Below are 22,196 nucleotides of genomic sequence, written 5' to 3'. Positions count from 1 at the left end.
CCCACCTCGATTAGGTCGTGAGATAAATCAGTAGGAGTTCAAACTTCGACTGAATCAAGTTAAAAGCCTCCAGCGGTTGGAAGGAACATCGCAAGGATTTATTAGGCAGATACGCCTGGACGATTTTTCTCTGCAATAACGTCGAGGTGTTATTAATGATATAAACAACCGATGAGCTATAATCAAGCAGCTTTGTCTCTTTATTACTAAATCATTGGAAGGCGGATTATATGAGTTATATTTTATTAATAATTGTGGGGTTAGCTGCCGGCTTTTTCGGTTCCCTTGTTGGATTGGGCGGAGGTATTATCATCGTTCCGATTCTATTATTTTTATCAGGTGGAATCCTCGGTGCCCTCAGCCCCCAAATGGCAGTGGGTACTTCTCTGTTTACCCTGATTTTTACGGGGCTGTCTTCTACTCTTGCTTATTTAAAGCAGAAGACTGTGGACTATAAAAGTGCATATTTATTTTTGATTGGGATTGCGCCAGGCAGTTTGATTGGAGGATGGGCCAATTCCTATTTAAATGTGGATGCCTTTAATATCCTGTTTGGAATCCTTATGGTTTTCATGTCCTTTCTCCTTATGGTCAGAAATAAACTGAAGCCAAAAAAGAAGAATTTCAACGGGATGGTTACACGTACATACATAGATAAGGAAGGGCGTGAGCATCAATATGGTTACAAAAAAAGTAGCGCCATATTGGTCTCTTTTGCGGTCGGCTTTCTCTCTTCGTTATTTGGGATAGGCGGAGGCTCTTTGATGGTACCGGTTATGTTGATTGCGTTCCATTTTCCTCCCCATGTCGCTGTCGGGACATCGATGTTGTTAATATTCTTCTCTTCCATTATTGGATCCATTAGCCACATTTTTCAAGGCCATGTCAATTGGCTTTATGCATTGGCACTAATACCGGGTGGATATATTGGAGCAAAATTGGGTGCCTTTGTAAATACGAAAATGAAAAGTACAACCTTGGTCATCGCACTCAGAATCATGCTGGTAGTAGTTGGCATAAAATTGATCTGGGAAGGGGTACAAGCGTTAATTTAGAGGTGGGAATATGAAGGAAACAATTCATTTGTTTCATATAAATGATATACATAGTCATTTTGAGCATTGGAATAAAATTGTAACATATATGAATAATCAGCAGGCGGCATATGAGGAAGCCGGAGATATTGTGTTTAAGCTCGATATAGGTGATCATGTTGACCGATTTCATCCTTTTACGGAAGGTACAATGGGAAAAGGAAATATTCAATTATTAAATGAAGCGGGCATAAACGGTGCAACGATTGGCAATAACGAGGGAATTACATTACCCCATGATGAATTGGATCATTTATATGAGGAAGCCGAATTTCCAGTTACCGTTGCCAATCTTTATAAACCTGATGGAAGCAGACCTAGCTGGGCTTTGCCATATTATATTAGGGTAACGCCTAAAGGAAGGCGTATTGCTTTTTTTGGCGTAACAGCTCCCTTTACTGAATTGTATCATCTCCTAGGGTGGTCCATCACAGATCCATTTTATGAGGTCGAACGTATTATAAATGAATTAAAGGGAAAAGCAGATATTATAATTTTATTATCTCACTTAGGCTTACCAAGTGATGAAATTATCGCAGCCAAACATCCGGAAATTTCTCTGATTATTGGAGGGCATACTCATCATATTTTGCATAGTGGAAAAAGGATTAACCAAACTCTTTTATGTTGTGCAGGTAAATATGGAATGTACGTCGGTCATGCAGAAGTAACAATAGATGAAGGATTTATTTCTACACGGGCCGGTCTTGTAGATATGCGATCGGATGGATTAACGGTAGCAGATCAGTTGATGGCAGATAAACTGTATGAAATCGGAAAGACAACTCTCAATGAAACGATACTAACTCTAGAACAGCCGTTAAAAACTGACTGGTTTCATGATTCAGATCTTTCTAAATTACTTTGCCAAGGGGTGAAGGAATGGTGTGAAGTGGACATCGCCTTATTAAATTCAGGTCTACTATTGGATGGTTTGGATGCTAAAGATGTGACTAAATATGATATCCACAAAATTTGTCCTCACCCAATTAATCCATGTATATTAACCATTACAGGAGAAAAATTAATACAAATTTTAAATTTGACTCGTAATCCCGACTGGCCTCATCTGCAAGTAAAGGGTCTTGGCTTTAGGGGGAAAATAATGGGGGCATTTGTTTATGACGGTGTTCAATTGATAGATAGGGATAATCAGAGCTGTTGGTTACATAATGGTAAACAAATTAATACACAGGAGCTGTACAGGGTGGCCATCCCTGATATGTTTACGTTTGGCCATCTTTTTCCGGAAGTCAGAGAGGTTGAGAACAAAACCTATTTGATGCCAGAATTTCTTAGAGATATTCTTGCCTGGAAATTAGCGCAGCTTGCATCTTAACGGCATTTTTTAGGGTGAGCAGCCATATACTTTATGAATGGTACTGGAATAAGGGGTGGTGCTCATGATTGAATTTGTGCCCTTCGAAATAGACGGTAAATTATATAAGGGTGTGAGTGTACAGCTTCCAAAGACATCTCTACTGGCAATTGCCGGACAGAAGGGATATATTATGTGCGGAGCACTGGATATTGGATTATTGAATGAAAGGCTCAACGAACGTAGGATTATTGCCGGAAGAGCGGTAGGGGTACGTACCCTAGAGGAATTATTGAATGCTCCGCTCGAATCAGTAACGGAAGAGGCCAAAAGAAGAGGGATTGTTCCAGGAATGCTTGGAAAAGATGCAATTCAATTTATGTAGAGCAACTCCTAAAGGGGGTGCTCTTTTTTTGTTAACGGAACTAATGAAATAGTGTAATTAAAAAACAAATGTTTATAATATATGCCAAAAATTGAAAATAATTTCAGATTAATCTGTTATAATATAGGATAAGATGTCAAATTATAGACATTAAATCTTTTCCTAAACAGAGGTATAAAAATGAGAATCGTTCAGACAGCTTATTTAACTTCGGGTGCTGTTTTAGGAAAGCCAATCGTTGATATCAAGGGGCGTACCCTGTTGCATAAAGGTGTGCAAATTACAGATTGGCAGATTAAACGGCTGCAGAAATACAATATTCCATATGTTTATATTGATGATATAGAAACCAGTCATATAATTCCTGAGGATATTATTTCAGATAAAATCCGAAGAGGAGCTATTGTAACAATTAAAGATACCTTTGATAATATGAAGAATGAAGTCAAGCAATCTAAAAGTATAGTCATAGAAAAGGCTGCATTGACCATGTCAAAGCTAGTTGATCAACTGACAGCCGAATTAAAAGGGCATCAGGATTTATTTCATATTATTTCTGATATCTATACCTTTGATAGTTATGTTTTTAATCACTCCTTAAATGTCGCACTATATTCACTGGCCATCGGCTTGGAATTAAAATTAAAGCCAGATGTATTAAGAACATTGGGACTTGGTTCAATCCTGCATGATGTAGGGAAAATGGCCGTTCCGGAGGAAATCCTCTTTAAACCAGGAAAACTTCTGGAAAGTGAGTTCCAAATTATTAAACGGCATTCGGAAGAAGGATTCCATATACTCAGACAGGTCCACAATCTTTCATTGCTCGTGGCTCATTGTGCATATCAGCATCATGAACGGCTTGATGGCAGCGGGTATCCTCGAGGACTAAAAAACAATGAAATTTTATACATGGCTAAAATTATTGCTGTAGCAGATGTTTTTGATGCTGTTACATCTAAACGTGTGTATCGGGAAGCGATGCTGCCAAGTGAAGCTCTGGAACTGTTGTATGCAGGTACAGGTACTAAATTTGATCGGGAGATTGTGGATGCATTCAAGAGGTCGATTGCCATTTATCCAGTCGGCATCACTGTTGAATTAAATGATGGACGAAAAGGAATCGTATCTAGGCAGAATGCAGGCTACAGTGATCGCCCTGTCATAGAAGTGTATGAAAGAAATGGTGAGCAGCTCCCATTTAGATATGAAGTTGATTTGAAAATACAGCTGGATGTAACCATTAAAAAATGTGATACAACCTTCAGCAATCATACAATGAAATTAAGCTAATAAACCTCTTCTTACAAGCATAGGTATACTTGTAAGGAGGGGATTTTTTATGTATAGACGTAAACGGATTAAAAGGAAACGATCTATTATGCGGGGTCCCTTGCCGGTTAAGCATGTCCTTCTTATAACATTTTTGTTCTTTATGGGAACGAGCCTAATCAGTCTTTGGATCGTGAATGCGGCTATTGAACCTACATTGATGCGTTATGCAGAATCTGAAACGAAAAAACTTACCAGCTTGGTTATTAATCAAGCAATTAAAGAAACTCTTTCCACACATAATGATATGGACAAAATTATTACAGATATACCCAAGCAGGGAGACGATATAGCTGTGGATGGAATCCAGTTTAACACAGAAATTATTAATAGAATCCGTTCGGAAACCTCTTTGCTTATCCAAAATCAATTAAGTGAAATAGAAAATGGTAATTTATCATCCTTTGACTATCTGAAGGATCGAGTAAGGGTGAAGGAAAATGGTTCAAAGGGAATTATACATGAGGTTCCGCTCGGGAAAGCAACGAATAATGCCTTGCTTGGTAATCTTGGTCCAAAAATCCCGGTGGAAATGGAAACAATCAGTGATATACAAAGTGATGTCAAAACGACCCTGGAGCCATACGGAATCAATAACGCCCTGATTAAGGTCTATTTAGAGGTTGAAGTTCATGCCCAGGTTATTATCCCATTTGCTTCAAAGCCGACGAAGATTAAAACCACTATTCCAATGGGAATGAGAGTCGTGTCCGGTCATGTTCCTACTTATTTCAATGGGAGTGGGACAGGGGGATCCCCTGCTATCCAACTACCTGCAAAATAGGGGGTCTGTTCAATAGAAAAAGGCTTGAATCTTGTTTTATACAGGACCCAAGCCTTTCTAGTTTACTTTGCCTTCGCGGCTTTTTCAGCTCTTTCCCAAAGCTTTAAATACGGATATGGATTAAAGGACCATTCAGTGCGGCCGTTTTCTTTATACATCCCATAATGAAGATGAGGAGGGAATTTTCCAGATGTACCGGGGGGACCATATCCAGAGCTGCCAACACCTCCAAGGAGAGTGCCTGGTTCAACTAATTGACCAACCTCAATCCCTTTTGCAAATCCATTTAGATGTGCAAAATAATGATAGGTGTTATTGATATCACGAATGCCAATTCTCCACCCGCCAAATTTATTCCACCCCTTTAGCTCTATAATTCCATAACAGGTGGATCTTACGGGTACACCATAGCCTGCAAAAATATCTGTACCTTCATGAGAACGACGGCCACCCCAGCCACGGGCAACTCCCCATGTGCTTGTATATGTATAATGGCTGCCAAGTGGAACAGGAAAAGCTTTTTTCTGCAAATCAATGGTTTGATGTTTTTTAAATAATTGAGCATTGCTCATAATAATACTTACTGCTCGATCTCTTTTATAGTATTCCCATATACCGATACGGAAGTTATCTTTATCTACTCCATAGGATAGTAAATATTGATTTATCGCAGCTAATTGATCATATTCATTAAAGGGATCTGCTTTACCATCTTGATCACCATCAATCCCCATGCCACCAAAAAATGAAATGGTTAAAGGGTTAGTGTCTTTGGTATTTGGATTTGAGATTCCGGTCCACTTATCTGCCGGAATTAGAATACCAAGTGTATTTGGGTCCGATAGGTCTTTTCGAGCCAATCTGATACTTCGTTCATATTGATCAAAAGCAGCTATATAGTACCAAGGGAGTTGGGTGGAGTCTTCTACACGTTTGTACATTTCCATCCGTTTTTTTAATAGTTGCTGCTCATCTTGACTGGCTGATGCTTGCACAGGTATGCAGGGGGAGATATAAGCTGCCAGAATGAATAGAATCAATATACGATAGAACATTTGGAACACTCCTTTACTGTTCGTTAGTATACCGATAAATGAGGGTGATTATTTTAGTAGGAAATTGGAAAGTGATTGTAAAATCTGTAAGGTAGCTCATTATAATAACAGTAGGTAAACATGGATAAAGAAAATGGAGGGCTAGAGAAATCCACATCATAAATAAAAAACTTCATGGTTATATGTGGGGAATGATATAATAAGGAAACAAATTACGGAATAAATGAGTAAGAGGTGAACAAATGATTACCATTAATAACACTCAATATGAGATTGTAGAAGAACATGGAGACGGGTTTAATGAAGAGACCTTTAAAAGCCGTTTTAGTGAGATATTGAACCGTTATGACTATATACTTGGGGACTGGGGATATGGACAACTTCGCCTTAAAGGGTTTTTTGATGACCAGAATCAGAAAGCATCCTACGATAATAAAATAAGTACCATCAAAGAATATCTGTATGAATACTGTAACTTTGGCTGTTCGTACTTTATTTTAAAGAAAACTAAAAAGTGAGTGAAAAGCCCCCAATTCTTCGTAATTGAGGGGCTATTATTTTAACCGCTGTGCAGAGTTAAATGACCTCGTCTAAGAATTTTTTCCACTCCAATGCCTCATCACTCGTTATAGAAAAAGCATATTCCAAATAGCCGGGCTCCTCTAAATCGTCTGGTCCAATAATGGCGAAACGGTTCCCTTGCATATCCAACACAAGTGTTTTTCCATAGAAACGATCGGTTCTGGTTAAAGCTAGGTCAATTCTGCTGTTTTCACCCATGAAACTGACAAATCTAGTTTTTGTATCATACGTGTCATCGTAAAGAAAAAATCGCTCGGACATATGGGTTCCTCCATTTTGTTATTATCATTTGATTCTTCTAAATCCTATGGTTTTTATACTGGAGACTTCTAGTCTTATTCTAACATTTTTCAACAAAAAATTTTAAAAAAAGGATATAATAGGAATATACTGAAAGTTTAAGGCTCTAATGTTAAATCCCAACTATGCTTTTGTGAGAGGATTGTGTAATATGGTTCATTCCTATAATGGAGGAACAAAATGGAGTAAGTGGATGTCCATTTTTCTTCTTGATTCGAGACTTCTGTTCTATCCTCCGAAATTTACAATAAGAAACCCAATTGTATCAAGGATAAAAAAAGCATTTGGAAATCAAGGTGAAATTGCAATTGTTGTATTTCATATTAGCAAAATGGATGAATTAAAGGAAATGGCTGGTGAGCAAGCCTATTACTCCTTCTTTCATGATTTAAAAAAAGAATTTGAAATAGCTATTAAAAAATATATTTACAGAACAAATATTATGGGAGTACAAGATTTTAATCAGGATAGCATTGTCTTGTATGTAAGGAGTCCTTTGTGCACACCAGGAACTGACCAGTTGGATAATATAATAGGGAATATACACCAGTCAGTACAGGAATCTGACATATATAGATATTCGCCAATTGAGCTTACTATCGGACGTGGATATATGTACTGTGACCGGACCTATATAAATATTGAAACAACGGTTAATCGGGCCTTTGTTTTAGCTCATTCCATGGCTCGTAATGAGGTGGAGCCAGGTTATAATGATATGATTCATCAGCTTACTGGTATTATCCATGATAAATCGATTCGCTTGATGTCACAGGCTATCTTAGAAGTAGAAACGGGTAAGGTTAAAGCATGGGAAATGCTATCAAGAGGACCGTCCGGAACGAAGCTTGAAAATCCGTTAACGTTATTTGCAGTCGCTAAACAAACTGGCAGATTGTTTACTCTTGAAATGATTGTGTTGGAAAAGGTATTTCAACACATCCAAATGACGGATATAGAGGGTGATATCTATATCAATTTTACACCAATAACAATGGGAGAACGTAATTTTCCTGGCCATGTAGAGATGTTATTAAAAAAATATGAGATTGAACCATCCGTGGTAGTGTTTGAAATAACCGAGAGAGATTCGATTGAAGGAGTTCATCTATTAAGATCAAATGTCAGCTATTTACGTTCACTTGGAATTAGAATAGCTATTGATGATACAGGAGCTGGCTATGCAAGTTTGCATATTATAGGAGAAGTATTGCCGGATATCATAAAAATCGATCGTACAGTTATACAAAATATTCATTCAAACCGTGTGAAAGAATCTATGCTTAAGGGTCTGCTGCTCATTGCTAAAGAAACGGGTTCTCTTGTTGTTGCAGAAGGAATAGAAAATGAAGATGAGGCTATGGTGATGGTACGGAATAAGGTAGACCTTGCTCAGGGTTATTTTTATGGGAGACCCCAATTTCTTGAACTTTCATTAGCAACCATTTAAGCTTAAAAATGGATAGTATATGTGGTGAGATTGATGAGGAGGAATACAGGATGTACTTCGTAGATCGAGAAGCAATTGAGGATAAACTGCTTTATTTAGAAACTCAGACAAATCTTCTGAAAAGTAAAGGAGAATGGACTGAGTCGACTATTGAGAAACTGGCATTAGAGCGTATCTTTCAAACCATCATTGATGCCGTTCTGGATGTAGGGAATTCAATGATAGATGGTTTTATTATGAGAGATCCAGGCAGCTATGAAGACATAATCGATATCCTGCTGGATGAAAAAGTGATTGATTCAGCGATGGAGATTGATTTAAAAACATTGCTCCCATACAGGAAAGAACTCGTGCAAGCCTACACAGCTATTCATCACGAGCAACTGCAAAAAGCAGTATATGAAAATTTGAACACTATTCAACAATTCCCTGCATGTATAAGAAGCTATATTGAAACTGAATTAGGTGTCGTAACAGCTTTTAAACCATATGATAAATGATACGTACATAAACGATGAGCCAATATGACTCGGACACATTCTATTTTGTAACACGGAAAGAATTAACTTATAAACAAGAAATACTTGAACAATTTTGCATGGTTCACCTGTACTACACATGAGGAGTTCGGTGGATTTTCCATTCGTTCGGAATTTTATAGGAAGTTAATTGGCCAAATAGAAAGCTTAAAAGTAGAAAAAGAGGATTAAACTACTTGGGTATGTCCTAATTAGCATCAGGAGATAATTAGACGGGCTTCCGCTTTTCGATTGAATGCTACTGTGGTAAAGTAAATGAAGTAAATCTAACACGTCCAGGAGAGAACAATGCGTATGAAAAAGTATAAAGGTTATTTAATTGATTTAGATGGAACAATGTATAAGGGAACAGAACGAATTTTGGAGGCTGTCCATTTTGTGCAGGAACTAAAAAGACAAGAGATTCCTTATTTATTTGTAACGAATAATTCATCACGTACTCCTGAGCAGGTAGCTGAAAAGCTGCGCCAATTTGACATTCCTGCTACAGGGGAACAAGTTTTTACAACAAGTATGGCTACAGCAAATTATATATATGAGAAAAAACAAGATGCATCTGTTTTCATTATTGGGGAAGACGGTATCATTGAAGCCTGTAAAGAAAAAGGATTTACCTTTAAGAATGAAGATGCTGATTTTGTGATTACTGGAATTGATCGTGGAATTACATATGAAAAATTATCGGTTGCCTGTCTTGCAGTCCGTAATGGAGCAACATTCATTTCTACCAATGCTGATATTGCCATTCCAACTGAGAGAGGGCTCTTACCAGGTAATGGATCATTAACTTCTGTTGTTACTGTGTCTACTCAAACGGAGCCTATATTTATCGGAAAGCCTGAATCAATCATTATGGAACAGGCGATGAAGGTGCTGGGTGTCTCTAAAGAAGAGACGTTGATGGTTGGAGATAACTATGATACGGATATTATGGCTGGTATGAATGCTGGGGTTGATACATTGCTTGTTCATACTGGTGTTACGACCAGAGAACATTTAAAAGGCTATGACCGCAAGCCAACTTATACAATTGATTCATTGGATCAATGGACTATTTAATCTAAAAAAAGGCTCACAACTCATGATTAATTCTCGAGTGTGAGCCTTCTTTAATGATTTTACTCCACGTTTTCAATACGGTGTGCCAGCCGGCTAGAGGCAGCAGCTGCGATGGCGCCGACAATATCATCTAGAAAGGTATGACATTCTCCGGTTGATTTATCATTTAATCGCTTCAGGATACCGGGCTTAAGTTTATCTACATATCCATAGTTGGTAAAGCCAATGGAGCCATATACATTAACAATGCTTAATGCAAGAATCTCATCCACGCCATACAAACCTTCATCGACACCAATAATGGATTGTATTGGTTCCTCCAATAAGCCCTTTTCAGCTAACATATCTAATTGAATGCCGGTTAAAATGGCATTTTGAACCTCGCGTTTTGAAAGTACGCGTTCCACGTTGTAAATACAATCTTCCAATTGCAAATCATCATGGTATTTATGCTGGAGATACATAACTAATTCACCGATATCTTTTACCGATACGCCGCGATCCATTAGCCATTGTCTTGCAGTCTGTTCCGTTTTATCAATCGATTTATCTTTCATTAAGTGTACACCGACTTCCATTTATAATACGTACAAATAGTGGTTGATGAGCATATTAAAAGGCCTTCTTCCTTATCGGCTAATCATCTATCCTTGCAATCTTTGTAAAATCCATATCGCTTTAATTATGAAATATTCTTCTTTTTATATCTTAGTAAGCATGCTAATAAGAGGTGATTATTTGCTGAATAAAATTTGCATCATAAGAAGACACCCATTTAGTATGCGGAGAAGAATTTACTTTGCTTATGGTTCAAATATATTTTTGGAATATTGTGTATAATAGAACGATAGGGTAAAATTATTTTAATTTTTAATTAATTTAATATTGTAAACGGTTATGTTTATATTTATAATGTCTTCTATACATAAACAAATGTATTTTTGTGGTAGACAAAAAGGGGGAGATAGGGTGAAACCAATTACAATTGGATTACTGGGACTGGGAACTGTCGGAACAGGTGTGGTACAAATCATTCAGAATCACCAGGAAAAACTGACGCATCAGGTTGGTTGCCCGGTAGAGATTAAAAGAATCCTTGTTAAAGATAAATATAAAGATAGAGCAATGGATGTATCATCCGAACTTTTAACGACTTCCGCAACAGACATCATCTCTGATCCTGAAATAGATATCGTTATTGAGGTAATAGGCGGTGTGGAAGATACTTACTTGTTGCTGATGCAGGCTTTAAATAATAAAAAACATATAGTAACAGCTAATAAAGATCTGATGGCAGTCTATGGACCGGATTTATTGCGTACTGCTTCAGAGAATGGCTGTGATTTATTTTATGAGGCAAGTGTAGCTGGGGGTATCCCTATTTTACGAAGCTTGGTAGATGGACTTGCATCAGATCATATTACAAAAATAATGGGCATTGTAAATGGTACTACGAATTATATTATGACGAAAATGACCAAGGAAAAAGTCTCTTATCAGGAAGCGTTAAAAGAAGCACAGGATCTTGGCTTTGCTGAAGCAGATCCAACTGCCGATGTAGAAGGCTTAGATGCAGCAAGAAAGATGGCGATTCTGGCAACCTTGGGCTTTTCAATGAATATTGGATTGGAAGATGTGAAGGTACAGGGGATTACAACTGTTTCTGATGCGGACCTAGCGCTCTGCAAAAGGCTTGGATACACTATGAAGCTGCTTGGGTTTGCCAATCGAACCGAAAATAAAGTGGAGGTGAGCGTCCAGCCCACCCTTTTACCGGAGGAACATCCTCTTGCTACCGTAAATGACGAATATAATGCGGTGTATGTATATGGGGAGGCAGTTGGTGAGACCATGTTTTACGGACCTGGAGCCGGCAGTCTGCCAACAGCAACAGCAGTAGTATCGGATCTTGTTGCCATCATGAAAAATATGAGGCTGGATGTAAATGGGCGAAGTGCAGTTATACCTCAATTTGATAAAAAATTAAAAACGAATGAAGAAATTAATAGCAAATTTTTTCTGCGGATTCATGTGAAGGATGAAGTTGGTGTTTTTGCACAGCTAACTGCTATTTTTGCTAACCATGGAATAAGCTTTGAGAAAATCATGCAGCTGCCAATTAAGGTCAACGAATTATCGGAAATTGTACTTGTATCACATAAGGCTCCAGTGGCTAATTTTGAAAACGTATTGCGTGAGCTGGAAACCAATGAAAAAGTTTACTCCATAAAAAGTACGTATCGAGTTGAAGGGGGAGCATAGAATGAGCTGGAATGGGTTACTGCAGGAATTTAAAGAATTTTTACCGGTGAATAACCAGACCCCGAATTTAAGTCTGTTGGAGGGGAATACGCCGTTAATTCGCTGTCATAATCTTTCAAAGGAGTTGGGGATTGATTTATATGTTAAATATGAAGGTGCCAATCCAACAGGCTCCTTTAAAGATCGGGGAATGGTGCTGGCAGTAGCAAAAGCCATAGAAGAAGGCAGTGATACGATTATATGTGCTTCAACCGGCAATACATCCGCTGCAGCTGCAGCCTACGCAGCCCGATCCGGGCTACGCTGCATTGTTGTTATTCCTGATGGGAAAATTGCCATGGGTAAGTTAGCTCAGGCAGTTATGTATGGAGCCGAAATCTATGCCATTAAAGGGAACTTCGATCAGGCATTGGCTATGGTCCGCTCCATCAGTGCCAAATTTCCCATCACACTTGTCAATTCGGTGAATCCTTACAGAATTGAAGGGCAAAAAACGGCTGCTTTTGAGATATGTAAACAATTGGGTAAGGCCCCTGATGTGCTCGCAATACCGGTTGGAAATGCCGGTAATATTACAGCGTATTGGAAAGGGTTTAAGGAATATCATGAGCAATGCCAGAGTGGGCTTCCGGAAATGAGAGGATTCGAAGCGGAAGGTGCGGCTGCGATTGTACATAATCGGGTGTTCGAACAACCAGAAACCATAGCCACTGCGATTCGTATCGGAAATCCGGCCAGTTGGGAATATGCCGTTGAGGCGGTAAAGGAATCAAACGGAAAAATAGATGAAATCAATGATGATGATATTATCAAGGCTTATCAGTTATTAGCCAGAAAAGAAGGAATATTTGCCGAACCAGCTTCCTGTGCTTCCATTGCAGGTATCTATAAACAATTGCAAACAGGAGAAATAAAGAAGGGACAAACAGTTGTCGCAGTATTAACCGGTAACGGGCTTAAAGACCCAAATACGGCTGTGGAGTACAGTCAAATACAACCAACTGTTATTGAAAACGATGAAGAAGAATTGGTAAGATGCTTTGGCGGTGTAGTCTCATCATGAACCAGCCTGACATGTTGCGTATTAAAATACCGGCAAGTACAGCCAATCTGGGACCGGGATTTGACTCAATTGGAATCGCACTGGGCTTGTATTTGACGATAGAAGCAATGCCATCAGATGAATGGATGGTTATTATCAAATCGGATGAATTAAAGAAAACTCCTTCGGATGAAAGTAATTTTATTGTTCGGATGGCTAAGAAAGCTGCAGCCTATTTTGGGGCAGAAATGCCGGTCTGCAGATTGATGGTGAAAAGTGAAATACCGTTGGCAAGAGGTCTGGGCAGCAGTGCGTCAGCAATTGTAGCGGGACTTGAGCTTGCCAATGTCTTTTGTAATCTGAATTTGAGCAAGGAAGAAAAACTAAGATTTGCGAGTTTAGAGGAAGGGCATCCAGATAATGTGGGTGCATCCATTTACGGTGGCATGATTGTCGGCATTCATAATGATTGTGAATCAACCCTTGTATCATTACCGATTGGGGATGTCGGGGCAATTGTAACGATTCCTCCGTTTGAGTTGAACACTGAAAGAGCACGTGAAGTATTGCCAACTCATCTGTCCCATTCTCAAGCTGTTTCTTCAAGTGCTGCAGCGAACATTTTGGTAGCCGCTGCTGCTACAAATGATTGGAAACTGGTTGGAGAGATGATGGAAAGAGATGATTTCCATGAAAAGTATCGAAGTGAGTTAATGCCTCACTATTCTAGAATTAAACGTTTAGCAAAAGAGGAAGGAGCTTATGGCAGTTCAATCAGCGGTGCCGGGCCAACCATTTTTTCTTTAGCTCCTTCACATTCTGTTCCACTTATTTGTGAACGTCTTAAAGGAGAGTTTCCTGAAATGAATATCCTTCATATTCCAATGGTCAATACGGGTTCTATTATACAACTGACGGATTTAAATTAAAAACAGCGATTCCCCAATTATAGGGGAATCGCTGCTATTTGTGTTTTGATCATTAGAAAACTTGTTCAACTTCAACAACGCCTGGAACTTCTTCAAGAAGTGCACGTTCGATGCCAGCTTTCAATGTGATTGTGGAGCTGGGACAGCTACCGCAAGCCCCTAAAAGACGTAATTTTACAATTCCATCATCCACATCAACCAGCTCACAGTCGCCGCCGTCGCGAAGAAGAAATGGACGTAATTTATCTAGTACTTCCTGAACTTGCCCAAATAATTCTTGTTCTGCCATGGCTATCGACTCCTTTCCTAATCATATTATAATGATTTTACCTTAAAAAAGCTATCTACATTCCTTAGCTTATAGTTAAAATTTGTTTCCTATATTAAATTTATGTATGATGAAAAGAAAAGCGATAAAATAGGGGGAAAACAGGTGACGGTTGCAAATTTATATGTATACGGAGCCACACAAATATGTGCAAGCTGTGTTGGAATGCCATCATCAAAAGAAACATATGAATGGCTGCAGGCTGCCTTATCGAGAAAATTCCCAAGTCACCCATTAACGATCACATACATCGATATTTTTAACCCACCAGAAGATCCGAAAATTAAAGAAATAGCTGAGAAAGTTGCCGAAGGAGAATATTTTTATCCTTTAGTCATCTTGGACGGGAAAGTAGTCGGAGAAGGAAGCCCTCGATTAAAGATAATAACTGAAGCTTTACGAGATTACGGATATAAAAGTGAATAATTATTTGGATAAAGCTTGCAGCCTACTTTTAGGGTCTGCAAGCTTGTTTTTTAATAATCGATATATTCGAACCATCAACATAGGGTCCTATTATCCATTATGATACTTGTACATCCACAAAACCCCTGACTTTAACAGCCGCGCCATTCTGCCAGTAATAATAGTACGTTCAGACATTAGCCCGAAACCATGTTTTTTACCAAGGGATCCTAGAATTCCCTTCAGTTTAATTGGAGGGAAGGATTCTGGGAGCGGTTCTCCGGCCCATTTTTTAACCAGTACCTGATAAATTTGTTCACCTTGCCCCTCTGCCAATTGCGCACTTGGGGCATGTCCAAGGCTTGCGCAATCTCCAATGACAAATACATCTGGATAGCCTGGGATGGTGTGCTGGACTGTCAGTTTTATTTTGTTACCGCTGTCTTTTTCAACAGGCAGTTCTCTGACTGGCTGTACTGGCTGAATGCCAGCGGTCCAAACAATGGCATCACATGGAATGGAAACGTCACCATTATAAAGCAGGTTAGGTTCTATCTTAGTAATATTACTATTTGGGACTAAGTCTACACGATGTTCATGAAACCAGCTTTCCACATAATTACTAAGTTTTTTAGGAAATGCTGATAAAATATGGTCATTACGGTCAAAAAGCTTAATATTTAAATCCGGGCGTCCTTCAATCAATTCACTAGCTAGTTCAATTCCGCTTAATCCTCCGCCAATGATGGCAACTACTTTACCTGGTCCGAGGTTATTCAGTGCTTGATAGGTACTGCGAGATTTATCAATAGACTGTATGCTATAGGTATATTCTGCGGCTCCAGGCACATTATGATAATTGTCCTCACAGCCCAGGCCGATAATCAGTTCATCATATGTAAGCGGTTCCTGATCTTTTAATAGAACTTTCTTATTTGATAAATCGATAGAGGATACTTCACCGTACTTGTATTGAATTCTTTCGTGCTGAGGAAATGATACACGAATAGTGTGGTCAGAAATGGAACCAGCGGCAAGCGCATAAAATTCAGTTTTTAAACAATGATAAGGAATTCGATCGACCAAAGTAACATGAATATCTGCGGGAAAATGATGATCAGTGAGCTTGTTAAGTATTCTCATACCACCATACCCACCACCGAGGATGACTAAGTTTTTCATAGAAATGACGACTCCTTTGTTGGGATACAATTTTCTAATTTTAAACTATGCTAGAATACTAAATTCAAAGTAGTGCTATAAAAATATTAAATTATTATAATAGATGTCAATATTGTAAAATTCCATACAAAGTATATCGAAAATAGGAAAAAATAACAACTGAATTGTGTATAATTTGTGAAAAGTCACATTATTACTCCGTTTCGGATGTCCTAATTTAAAAACATTTTCTCTATCACATCTCTCGGCAGATGGAGTATAAAAAGGTAACTGATTCACCTTAATTAATTGACTATTATATCATTTTAGAGTAGGATTTTGGTTGTGCTAAGGGGTGACAATAGTATGAAACCAATAATTGAATTTTGTGTCAGTAATCTTGTCAGCGGTTCACAGGCCGCTATGGAGATTTTAGATAAAGATCCTAATTTGGATGTTATTGAATATGGGTGTCTTAGTTATTGTGGAATTTGCTCTGCCAGTATGTATGCCCTTGTAAATGGAGAAGTCGTAACAGGGGACAGTCCGGAAGAATTAGTAGATCATATTTATGAATATCTGGAAGAGAACCCAATGTTTTAATATAATAAAAAGGGAAGAAATAGGCATACTCTGCTTATTTCTTCCCTATTTTTTGTATAAAGAATTACTTATCATCATTGGTATCTTCAGTATAAGGATCTTCCTCATATGGTTTTAAATCGCCAAAGGATGTCATGATACCTTCTTCATCCAATAAATCCTTTAATTGCTCAAGTTCTGCTGTAGGATAGATTTGAACATTTTTCCCTTCAATATCGTTTCCAGCGAAATTTTCAATATCCTCCACATATCCAATATATTCATCGGAATTTAAATAGACCTGATCATAGTGCTCTTTTGGATCATAATAATCAGATGGGGTATCTGAACTCCCCCACTCCGCAACAGCCTGCCAGGAATCTTCTTCATCAAAGCCATTTACTTCTGTCTCATGCTTTTTTTCATATAATGGATGCAGGACCTGTTCTTCTATTGGACGTTCGTGAGAAACGGTTTGCTCAGTACTGTGCTCGATGCAATAAGTGGTAGATGGTATTGCTTGAAGCCGCTCAAAAGGGATGTCTTTACCGCATACTTCACATTTACCATAGGTTCCTTGTTCAATTGCCTGTAAAGCTCTATTTACCTGATTAAGTTCATTCTCAAAATGTTCATTTAAGGCTAGGTCTTTACCACGTTCATATAGCTCAGTGGCGGTATCCGCAGGATGGTTATCATATGTAGAGAGTTCTCCTACATAATTATAAAAATTTTCATCTTCCCCTATGCCAAAATGATTATTCAGGGAAATGTGATGTTCAAGTTCCTTTTTTTCATCTGCTAATTTTGATTGAAGATTGGATTGTTGTTCGGAAGAAAGCATCAAGGAAACTCCTTTCAATTTCGTCTTTCTATTTTCTTTCATTCCGCTGCTGTTTATGTAAAAAATATTAATTAATCTTTTGGATAAAATAATATAGTCATTTAGGTAAAGTGTTATTTAAAAGCGTATATCTTATTCAAAAACGTGCGAACAGCAGCATATTATGGGCAGTTTTAAGGTTGAGAGGACACCGGTTAATGTATATACTAATAAATAGAGGATTTAATTTCCTTCTAACTTTTTATAAGGGGGAAGAATGGTAATGAATAATGATGTCATTATTGTAACAGAAGCAGCAGCTTTTCAAATAAATACGATGATAAAAGAAAGCGGGGAAGATCAGCCATATTTGCGTGTTTCCGTCCATGGTGGAGGGTGCAGCGGTTTATCGTATGGCATGAACTTTGAGCAAAAAAAACAAGATAGTGATATTGAAACCATACAGCATGAAATTCATTTTCTTGTGAATAAAGAGGACGCGCCTATCCTGACTGGAACGCGTATAGACTATAAACAATCGATGCTCGGCGGAGGTTTTACGATTGATAATCCGAATGCCATTGCCACATGTGGTTGTGGGTCTTCATTTCGTACAGCTAAAGTTACGGGTAATCCAGAGCAATGTTAAACTAACAAATCAATACTGATTTAGTTGGAATTCCTTCTTTAAACAGATGCGATCAAAAAGGTATCTATTGAGAAGGAATTTTTTATATGAGACTAAGGCATTTTAAGGTTCCTGCTAAATACAAAAATAACCTCTCCCAATAAGAGCGGGGAGAGGGAGACTAGTTGTTTTTATATTACACTTCAGCCAAGGCTTCCTTAATAGGAAAAGGGCCTTCAATACAATAAAATTTCTTATTAAAAGTCGTATCTATTTCTAATGTATCAACTAAAACCTGTGCAACTTCATTACGTGAAATCATTCCATCATCATCGATAGATTCTGCCGCCAGTATTTTAAATGTGCCATCAGAATCAATCATTTTGCCTGGACGGACAATTGTATACTTTAACCTACTGGATCCAGTTAAATAATTCTCCGTCATCCTTGTTTCCTCCAATAAGGAATAAAGAACACATGGTGCTTCATCCGGTTTGTCAGCATAAACGGAGCTTAGCATGACGAAGCGCTCTATGCCCGCTTTTTCACACTCTCGTATAAAGTGGATAGCTCCGTGCTGTGTTACATGGGAGATCGTATCATGAATACTAGGATTTGTTACATCGACTGCGTAAATAACTGCGTGCATGCCCTCCAATTGGAGAGAATCGGTTATTTCTCCGAACATGGGTTCAGCACCAAGACTTCTAACTAATGAAGCAAGATTTTCATCATGTACTAAACAGTATGCCTGATGAGAAGACTTATTCAAAAGCTCTAGTACTCGCTGGCCTGTGCGATTGTTTGCACCGACTATTAACACATTCATTGTAATCACCTCACTAGTAACTCATACCCGCTTCATAGGGGGCCTGACTCTGGTATTTACTAGTACGTAAGGGAAGAATTTGTATACATACAAAGAGGGAAGGTTGGGTTCTAAAAAAAGAAGGAATTCAGAATGTGTTAGCATAGGAGCTTACATCCTGAATTCCTTTATTTATTCTGCATGGCGCGTCTTGACCAGTTTTAGTTCAATAAATCAATCCTTAAACATACTTGTACTGTGAAGGGGCTGGATTCTTGCTTTAGGATCCATATATGCTTTTGCATTGTTAATAGCCGTAGGAGCTTCACCAAATCCACAGGCAATTAGCTTCACTTTCCCATCATATGTGCAAATATCTCCTGCTGCATATATACCAGGTATATTAGTTTCCATTTTGCTATTCACAATGATGGAATTTTTCTCGATATTAAGTCCCCACTCTTTAATAGGTCCAAGTGAAGAAACAAAGCCAAACGTAACTAATACGTCATCAACATCAATCGTTTCTTTATGATCCCCGGTTGCATCATCCAACACGATTTGTTTAATGGATTCCCCATCGCCAACTAATTCAGATGGTATATATGGAGTCTTTATGATTACACTTGAATTTTTAAGATTTTCCACACTATGTTCATGGGCACGGAATTTATCCCGGCGATGAACAAGGGTTACTTCCTCGGCGATAGGCTCAAGCATTAATGCCCAGTCTACTGCAGAGTCCCCTCCGCCACATACGACGACTTTTTTACCGGCAAATTTATTTAAATCATCAACAAAATAATGAAGATTTTTCCCTTCATAATTAGACGCATTTTCAAGTTCAAGGCGCCTTGGCTGGAATGCTCCATTACCGGCTGTGATGATGATCGTGTTTGAATAATGAACTTCCTTATCGGTTGTTACTTTAAAAACGCCATCTGCCTGTTTTTCAACATTCTCGACAGCTTGTTCAAGGCAAATGGTTGGATCGAACTTAGCCATTTGTTCCTTTAGGTTATTAACTAATTCTTGAGCGAGTATTTTGGGAAAACCCGCTACATCATAAATATATTTCTCGGGATAGAGTGCGGATAATTGTCCGCCTAGCTGGGGCAGACTTTCGATGATTTTCACTGAGGCTTGCCTCATACCACCATAGAAAGCAGTGAACAATCCTACAGGTCCTCCACCTATGATCGTTACGTCATATACTTTTTGATCTTCTTTCACTTGATTACCCCCTATATTGTAAATAAATCTTTAATAAATAGTACCATATATCTTGGTATAACGTTCCTCTAAAGGATATGTGTGTATATAAAGATAATAAGAGTAAATATTCAAAAAAGTCAAAGGTAATACCGTTACTTATTTTTTTATCCTTTTTATATCCAGCGCTTGAAAAAATAACCAAAAGAGAATATAGTAATCTATAGCGAAATGTTAATATTTTGTGACATTTTTGACGTGATATACGTGAATGATATCACAAGATGTTTGAATTTTTATATCATATAAAAAAGGTGGACGTGATACTAGTGAAAAAGCCTCAAATTGTTATTCTAGGAGCCGGTTATGGCGGATTGTTAACAGCTAAGCGTTTGCAAAATAAAATTAATGTGAATGAAGCTGAAATTACACTAATTAATAAGCATCGTTATCATTATGAAACAACTTGGCTGCATGAAGCGTCAGCGGGTACCATACATCACAATAAAGTACGTTATGATATTAGCAGTATCATCGATCGTAATAAGGTAGCCATGATTGAAGATACCGTTGTAGAAATAAAAAAAGATGAGAAAGTGATAGTTTGCGAGAATGGTACTGTTTCATATGATTATTTAGTAGTTGCTTTAGGTGCTGAATCTGAAACATTTGGTATTGAAGGATTAAAGGAATATGCATTCAGTATTTCCAGTGTAAATAAAGCACGTCATATTCGTGAACATATTGATTATCAGTTCTCCCAATACCAAACGGATAAAAAGGAAGAAAGACTGACTATTATAGTAGGCGGTGCTGGATTTACAGGTATTGAATTTATTGGAGAGCTTGCTAATCGTATGCCAGCTCTTTGTGAAGAATATGATGTTGATCCTAATAAAGCGCGTATTATTTGTGTAGAAGCAGCACCTACAGCATTGCCAGGCTTTGATCCGGAGCTTGTACAATATGCTGTTGCACGATTGGAGAAAAAAGGTGTTGAGTTTATGATTGGCACACCAGTCAAAGGCTGCACGGAAGAGGGAATTCTTGTCGGAAAAGGCGAAGACGATACAGAATTAATAAAAGCCGGTACAGTTATCTGGGCTGCGGGTGTCAGAGGAAGCAGTATCATTGAAAAGTCAGGTATTGAGGCGATGCGAGGCCGTGTGAAAGTAGAGCCTACTTTGCAGGCGCCCGGTCTTGAAAATGTTTTTGTCATTGGAGATTGTGCGTTAATCATTAATGAAGAGATTAATCGTCCTTACCCACCAACAGCTCAAATTTCTATGCAGCAGGCAGAAGTTTGCTCTGAAAATATTGCTGCCCTTATTCGAGGAGAGAAAATGAAAGATTTCGTATTTGAACCAAAAGGCACTGTATGTTCACTTGGGGATGATGATGCTATTGGAGTCGTTTTTGGCAAAAAATTAAAAGGTACAAAAGCAGCTGCGATGAAAAAAATCATTGATAATCGTGCCTTATACATGATGGGTGGCTTGCCGCTTCTCATGAAAAAGGGTAAATTTAAATTAATCTAATAAAGGTATAATATACTTCGAAAGAAAGCTGTCCGATTATACTCGAGACAGCTTTTTGTATAGATAATTAAAAAAATCTAGGAAAAGGTGCTCATATGTTAGAAAGAAGCAAATATGTCTGGTTAGGTGTAGCAGGATTGGTCGTAACAAAGGATGGCAGATGGCTTGTTGTGAAGAAGTCTTATGGCGGTTTAAAAGGGAAATGGTCATTGCCGGCAGGTTTTGTACAGCCGGGAGAAACAGCAGATGAAGCAGTGGTTAGAGAGATTAAAGAAGAGACGGGGATTGAGACGAAAATCATTGGATTATTTGGCCTTAGAACAGGTGTTATACGTAATGAGATCAGTGATAATATGCTGCTGTTTTTATTGGAACCAATTTCCGGAGAGATTTCGATACAAAAAACTGAATTATTGGATGTCGCTTTTATGGACCAGGAGACAATTAAAAAGGATCCGGACAGTTCATTGTTATTGACGGAGTTAAATGAAAAACATGCATCCCTTCATAAGAAACCGCTTGAAGGAATCAATCCTGGGGATGTCTTTCAATACACCGCTTATAAATTATTTATATAATT

General features: G+C 38.2%; 25 protein-coding genes. 17 read left to right on the top strand and 8 right to left on the bottom strand.

What is annotated here, in order from left to right; translation table 11 throughout:
- Positions 1-230: 230 nt before the first annotated feature.
- From AC4BHP_RS11880 to yunB, 5 genes are all read left to right on the top strand, one after another.
- Positions 231-1,055: a sulfite exporter TauE/SafE family protein gene (locus AC4BHP_RS11880; RefSeq protein WP_066106520.1), complete on the top strand. Its 825-nt coding sequence runs from the start codon at positions 231-233 to the stop codon at positions 1,053-1,055.
- Between the two features lie 10 nt (positions 1,056-1,065).
- The gene (locus AC4BHP_RS11875; protein ID WP_490552406.1) at positions 1,066-2,433 is read left to right on the top strand and encodes a bifunctional metallophosphatase/5'-nucleotidase; all 1,368 of its coding nucleotides are present in this window, start codon (positions 1,066-1,068) and stop codon (positions 2,431-2,433) included.
- Positions 2,434-2,497: 64 nt separating this feature from the next.
- Positions 2,498-2,797 carry a YunC family protein gene (locus tag AC4BHP_RS11870; RefSeq protein ID WP_066106526.1) on the top strand — a complete coding sequence of 100 codons (300 nt, stop codon included), beginning with the start codon at positions 2,498-2,500 and terminating at the stop codon, positions 2,795-2,797.
- 180 nt (positions 2,798-2,977) lie between these two features.
- Positions 2,978-4,090, top strand: coding sequence for an HD-GYP domain-containing protein (locus AC4BHP_RS11865; RefSeq protein WP_490552403.1), 1,113 nt, complete (start codon positions 2,978-2,980; stop codon positions 4,088-4,090).
- 49 nt (positions 4,091-4,139) lie between these two features.
- The gene (gene yunB / locus AC4BHP_RS11860; protein WP_066106530.1) at positions 4,140-4,913 is read left to right on the top strand and encodes a sporulation protein YunB; all 774 of its coding nucleotides are present in this window, start codon (positions 4,140-4,142) and stop codon (positions 4,911-4,913) included.
- A gap of 62 nt (positions 4,914-4,975) precedes the next feature.
- Here the strand turns inward: yunB and AC4BHP_RS11855 are convergent, their stop codons facing one another.
- Positions 4,976-5,968 (bottom strand): M23 family metallopeptidase, encoded by a 993-nt coding sequence (locus tag AC4BHP_RS11855; protein ID WP_066106532.1) that lies wholly within the window; start codon positions 5,966-5,968, stop codon positions 4,976-4,978.
- Positions 5,969-6,210: 242 nt separating this feature from the next.
- Here AC4BHP_RS11855 and AC4BHP_RS11850 point away from each other — a divergent pair, with 242 nt between their 5' ends.
- Complete coding sequence (locus AC4BHP_RS11850) at positions 6,211-6,486, top strand: YutD family protein (RefSeq protein ID WP_066106535.1); 276 nt, start codon at positions 6,211-6,213, stop codon at positions 6,484-6,486.
- A 58-nt stretch (positions 6,487-6,544) separates the two neighbouring features.
- Here the strand turns inward: AC4BHP_RS11850 and AC4BHP_RS11845 are convergent, their stop codons facing one another.
- Positions 6,545-6,811, bottom strand: coding sequence for a DUF3055 domain-containing protein (locus AC4BHP_RS11845; RefSeq protein ID WP_066106537.1), 267 nt, complete (start codon positions 6,809-6,811; stop codon positions 6,545-6,547).
- Positions 6,812-7,001: 190 nt separating this feature from the next.
- Here AC4BHP_RS11845 and AC4BHP_RS11840 point away from each other — a divergent pair, with 190 nt between their 5' ends.
- From AC4BHP_RS11840 to AC4BHP_RS11830, 3 genes are all read left to right on the top strand, one after another.
- The gene (locus AC4BHP_RS11840) at positions 7,002-8,300 is read left to right on the top strand and encodes an EAL domain-containing protein (protein WP_490552393.1); all 1,299 of its coding nucleotides are present in this window, start codon (positions 7,002-7,004) and stop codon (positions 8,298-8,300) included.
- Between the two features lie 50 nt (positions 8,301-8,350).
- Positions 8,351-8,800: a DUF86 domain-containing protein gene (locus AC4BHP_RS11835; protein WP_139892273.1), complete on the top strand. Its 450-nt coding sequence runs from the start codon at positions 8,351-8,353 to the stop codon at positions 8,798-8,800.
- A gap of 333 nt (positions 8,801-9,133) precedes the next feature.
- Positions 9,134-9,898 (top strand): TIGR01457 family HAD-type hydrolase, encoded by a 765-nt coding sequence (locus tag AC4BHP_RS11830; protein ID WP_066106910.1) that lies wholly within the window; start codon positions 9,134-9,136, stop codon positions 9,896-9,898.
- Between the two features lie 59 nt (positions 9,899-9,957).
- On the opposite strand, the gene AC4BHP_RS11825 is transcribed toward AC4BHP_RS11830, so the two are convergent.
- Positions 9,958-10,455: a phosphatidylglycerophosphatase A family protein gene (locus AC4BHP_RS11825; RefSeq protein ID WP_066106546.1), complete on the bottom strand. Its 498-nt coding sequence runs from the start codon at positions 10,453-10,455 to the stop codon at positions 9,958-9,960.
- Positions 10,456-10,867: 412 nt separating this feature from the next.
- Between AC4BHP_RS11825 and AC4BHP_RS11820 the strand changes: the two genes are divergently transcribed.
- The 3 genes from AC4BHP_RS11820 to thrB are packed head-to-tail and all read left to right on the top strand — an operon-like array spanning position 10,868 to position 14,131.
- Positions 10,868-12,160, top strand: coding sequence for a homoserine dehydrogenase (locus AC4BHP_RS11820; RefSeq protein ID WP_175354291.1), 1,293 nt, complete (start codon positions 10,868-10,870; stop codon positions 12,158-12,160).
- A 1-nt stretch (position 12,161) separates the two neighbouring features.
- Positions 12,162-13,223: a threonine synthase gene (gene thrC, locus AC4BHP_RS11815; protein WP_490552389.1), complete on the top strand. Its 1,062-nt coding sequence runs from the start codon at positions 12,162-12,164 to the stop codon at positions 13,221-13,223.
- A complete protein-coding gene (gene thrB, locus AC4BHP_RS11810) occupies positions 13,220-14,131 on the top strand; it encodes a homoserine kinase (protein WP_066106554.1) in 912 nt (303 codons plus the stop codon). The genes thrC and thrB overlap by 4 nt, the downstream gene beginning before the upstream one ends.
- 52 nt (positions 14,132-14,183) lie before the next feature.
- Here the strand turns inward: thrB and AC4BHP_RS11805 are convergent, their stop codons facing one another.
- Positions 14,184-14,420, bottom strand: coding sequence for a NifU family protein (locus AC4BHP_RS11805; RefSeq protein ID WP_066106557.1), 237 nt, complete (start codon positions 14,418-14,420; stop codon positions 14,184-14,186).
- Between the two features lie 102 nt (positions 14,421-14,522).
- Here AC4BHP_RS11805 and AC4BHP_RS11800 point away from each other — a divergent pair, with 102 nt between their 5' ends.
- Entirely contained in the window at positions 14,523-14,885 is a 363-nt protein-coding gene (locus tag AC4BHP_RS11800; RefSeq protein WP_066106560.1) for a YuzD family protein, read from the top strand.
- A gap of 90 nt (positions 14,886-14,975) precedes the next feature.
- Here the strand turns inward: AC4BHP_RS11800 and AC4BHP_RS11795 are convergent, their stop codons facing one another.
- A complete protein-coding gene (locus AC4BHP_RS11795; RefSeq protein ID WP_066106563.1) occupies positions 14,976-16,046 on the bottom strand; it encodes an NAD(P)/FAD-dependent oxidoreductase in 1,071 nt (356 codons plus the stop codon).
- A 345-nt stretch (positions 16,047-16,391) separates the two neighbouring features.
- On the opposite strand from AC4BHP_RS11795, the gene AC4BHP_RS11790 reads away from it, so the two are divergent.
- Positions 16,392-16,628: a YuzB family protein gene (locus AC4BHP_RS11790; RefSeq protein WP_066106566.1), complete on the top strand. Its 237-nt coding sequence runs from the start codon at positions 16,392-16,394 to the stop codon at positions 16,626-16,628.
- 64 nt (positions 16,629-16,692) lie between these two features.
- Here AC4BHP_RS11790 and AC4BHP_RS11785 read toward each other — a convergent pair whose 3' ends face one another.
- Entirely contained in the window at positions 16,693-17,451 is a 759-nt protein-coding gene (locus AC4BHP_RS11785; protein ID WP_490552384.1) for a TraR/DksA C4-type zinc finger protein, read from the bottom strand.
- A gap of 262 nt (positions 17,452-17,713) precedes the next feature.
- Here AC4BHP_RS11785 and AC4BHP_RS11780 point away from each other — a divergent pair, with 262 nt between their 5' ends.
- Positions 17,714-18,079 (top strand): HesB/IscA family protein, encoded by a 366-nt coding sequence (locus AC4BHP_RS11780; RefSeq protein ID WP_066106916.1) that lies wholly within the window; start codon positions 17,714-17,716, stop codon positions 18,077-18,079.
- A 175-nt stretch (positions 18,080-18,254) separates the two neighbouring features.
- On the opposite strand, the gene AC4BHP_RS11775 is transcribed toward AC4BHP_RS11780, so the two are convergent.
- Together AC4BHP_RS11775 and AC4BHP_RS11770 are read right to left on the bottom strand one after the other, a co-directional pair.
- Positions 18,255-18,887 (bottom strand): NAD(P)H-binding protein, encoded by a 633-nt coding sequence (locus AC4BHP_RS11775; protein ID WP_066106570.1) that lies wholly within the window; start codon positions 18,885-18,887, stop codon positions 18,255-18,257.
- A 213-nt stretch (positions 18,888-19,100) separates the two neighbouring features.
- Positions 19,101-20,099: an NAD(P)/FAD-dependent oxidoreductase gene (locus AC4BHP_RS11770; RefSeq protein WP_066106573.1), complete on the bottom strand. Its 999-nt coding sequence runs from the start codon at positions 20,097-20,099 to the stop codon at positions 19,101-19,103.
- Positions 20,100-20,398: 299 nt separating this feature from the next.
- On the opposite strand from AC4BHP_RS11770, the gene AC4BHP_RS11765 reads away from it, so the two are divergent.
- On the top strand, positions 20,399-21,616 hold the full coding sequence (locus tag AC4BHP_RS11765) for an NAD(P)/FAD-dependent oxidoreductase (protein ID WP_225983739.1): 1,218 nt from the start codon (positions 20,399-20,401) through the stop codon (positions 21,614-21,616).
- Between the two features lie 95 nt (positions 21,617-21,711).
- Positions 21,712-22,194, top strand: a complete 483-nt coding sequence (locus tag AC4BHP_RS11760; protein ID WP_140461717.1) for an NUDIX hydrolase — start codon at positions 21,712-21,714, stop codon at positions 22,192-22,194.
- Positions 22,195-22,196 lie beyond the last annotated feature (2 nt).

The sequence above is a fragment of the Pradoshia sp. Z4_20 genome (genome assembly GCF_058216035.1).
The sequence above is the reverse complement of the archived record's forward strand: the minus strand, read 5'-3'. Positions and strand labels throughout refer to the sequence as shown.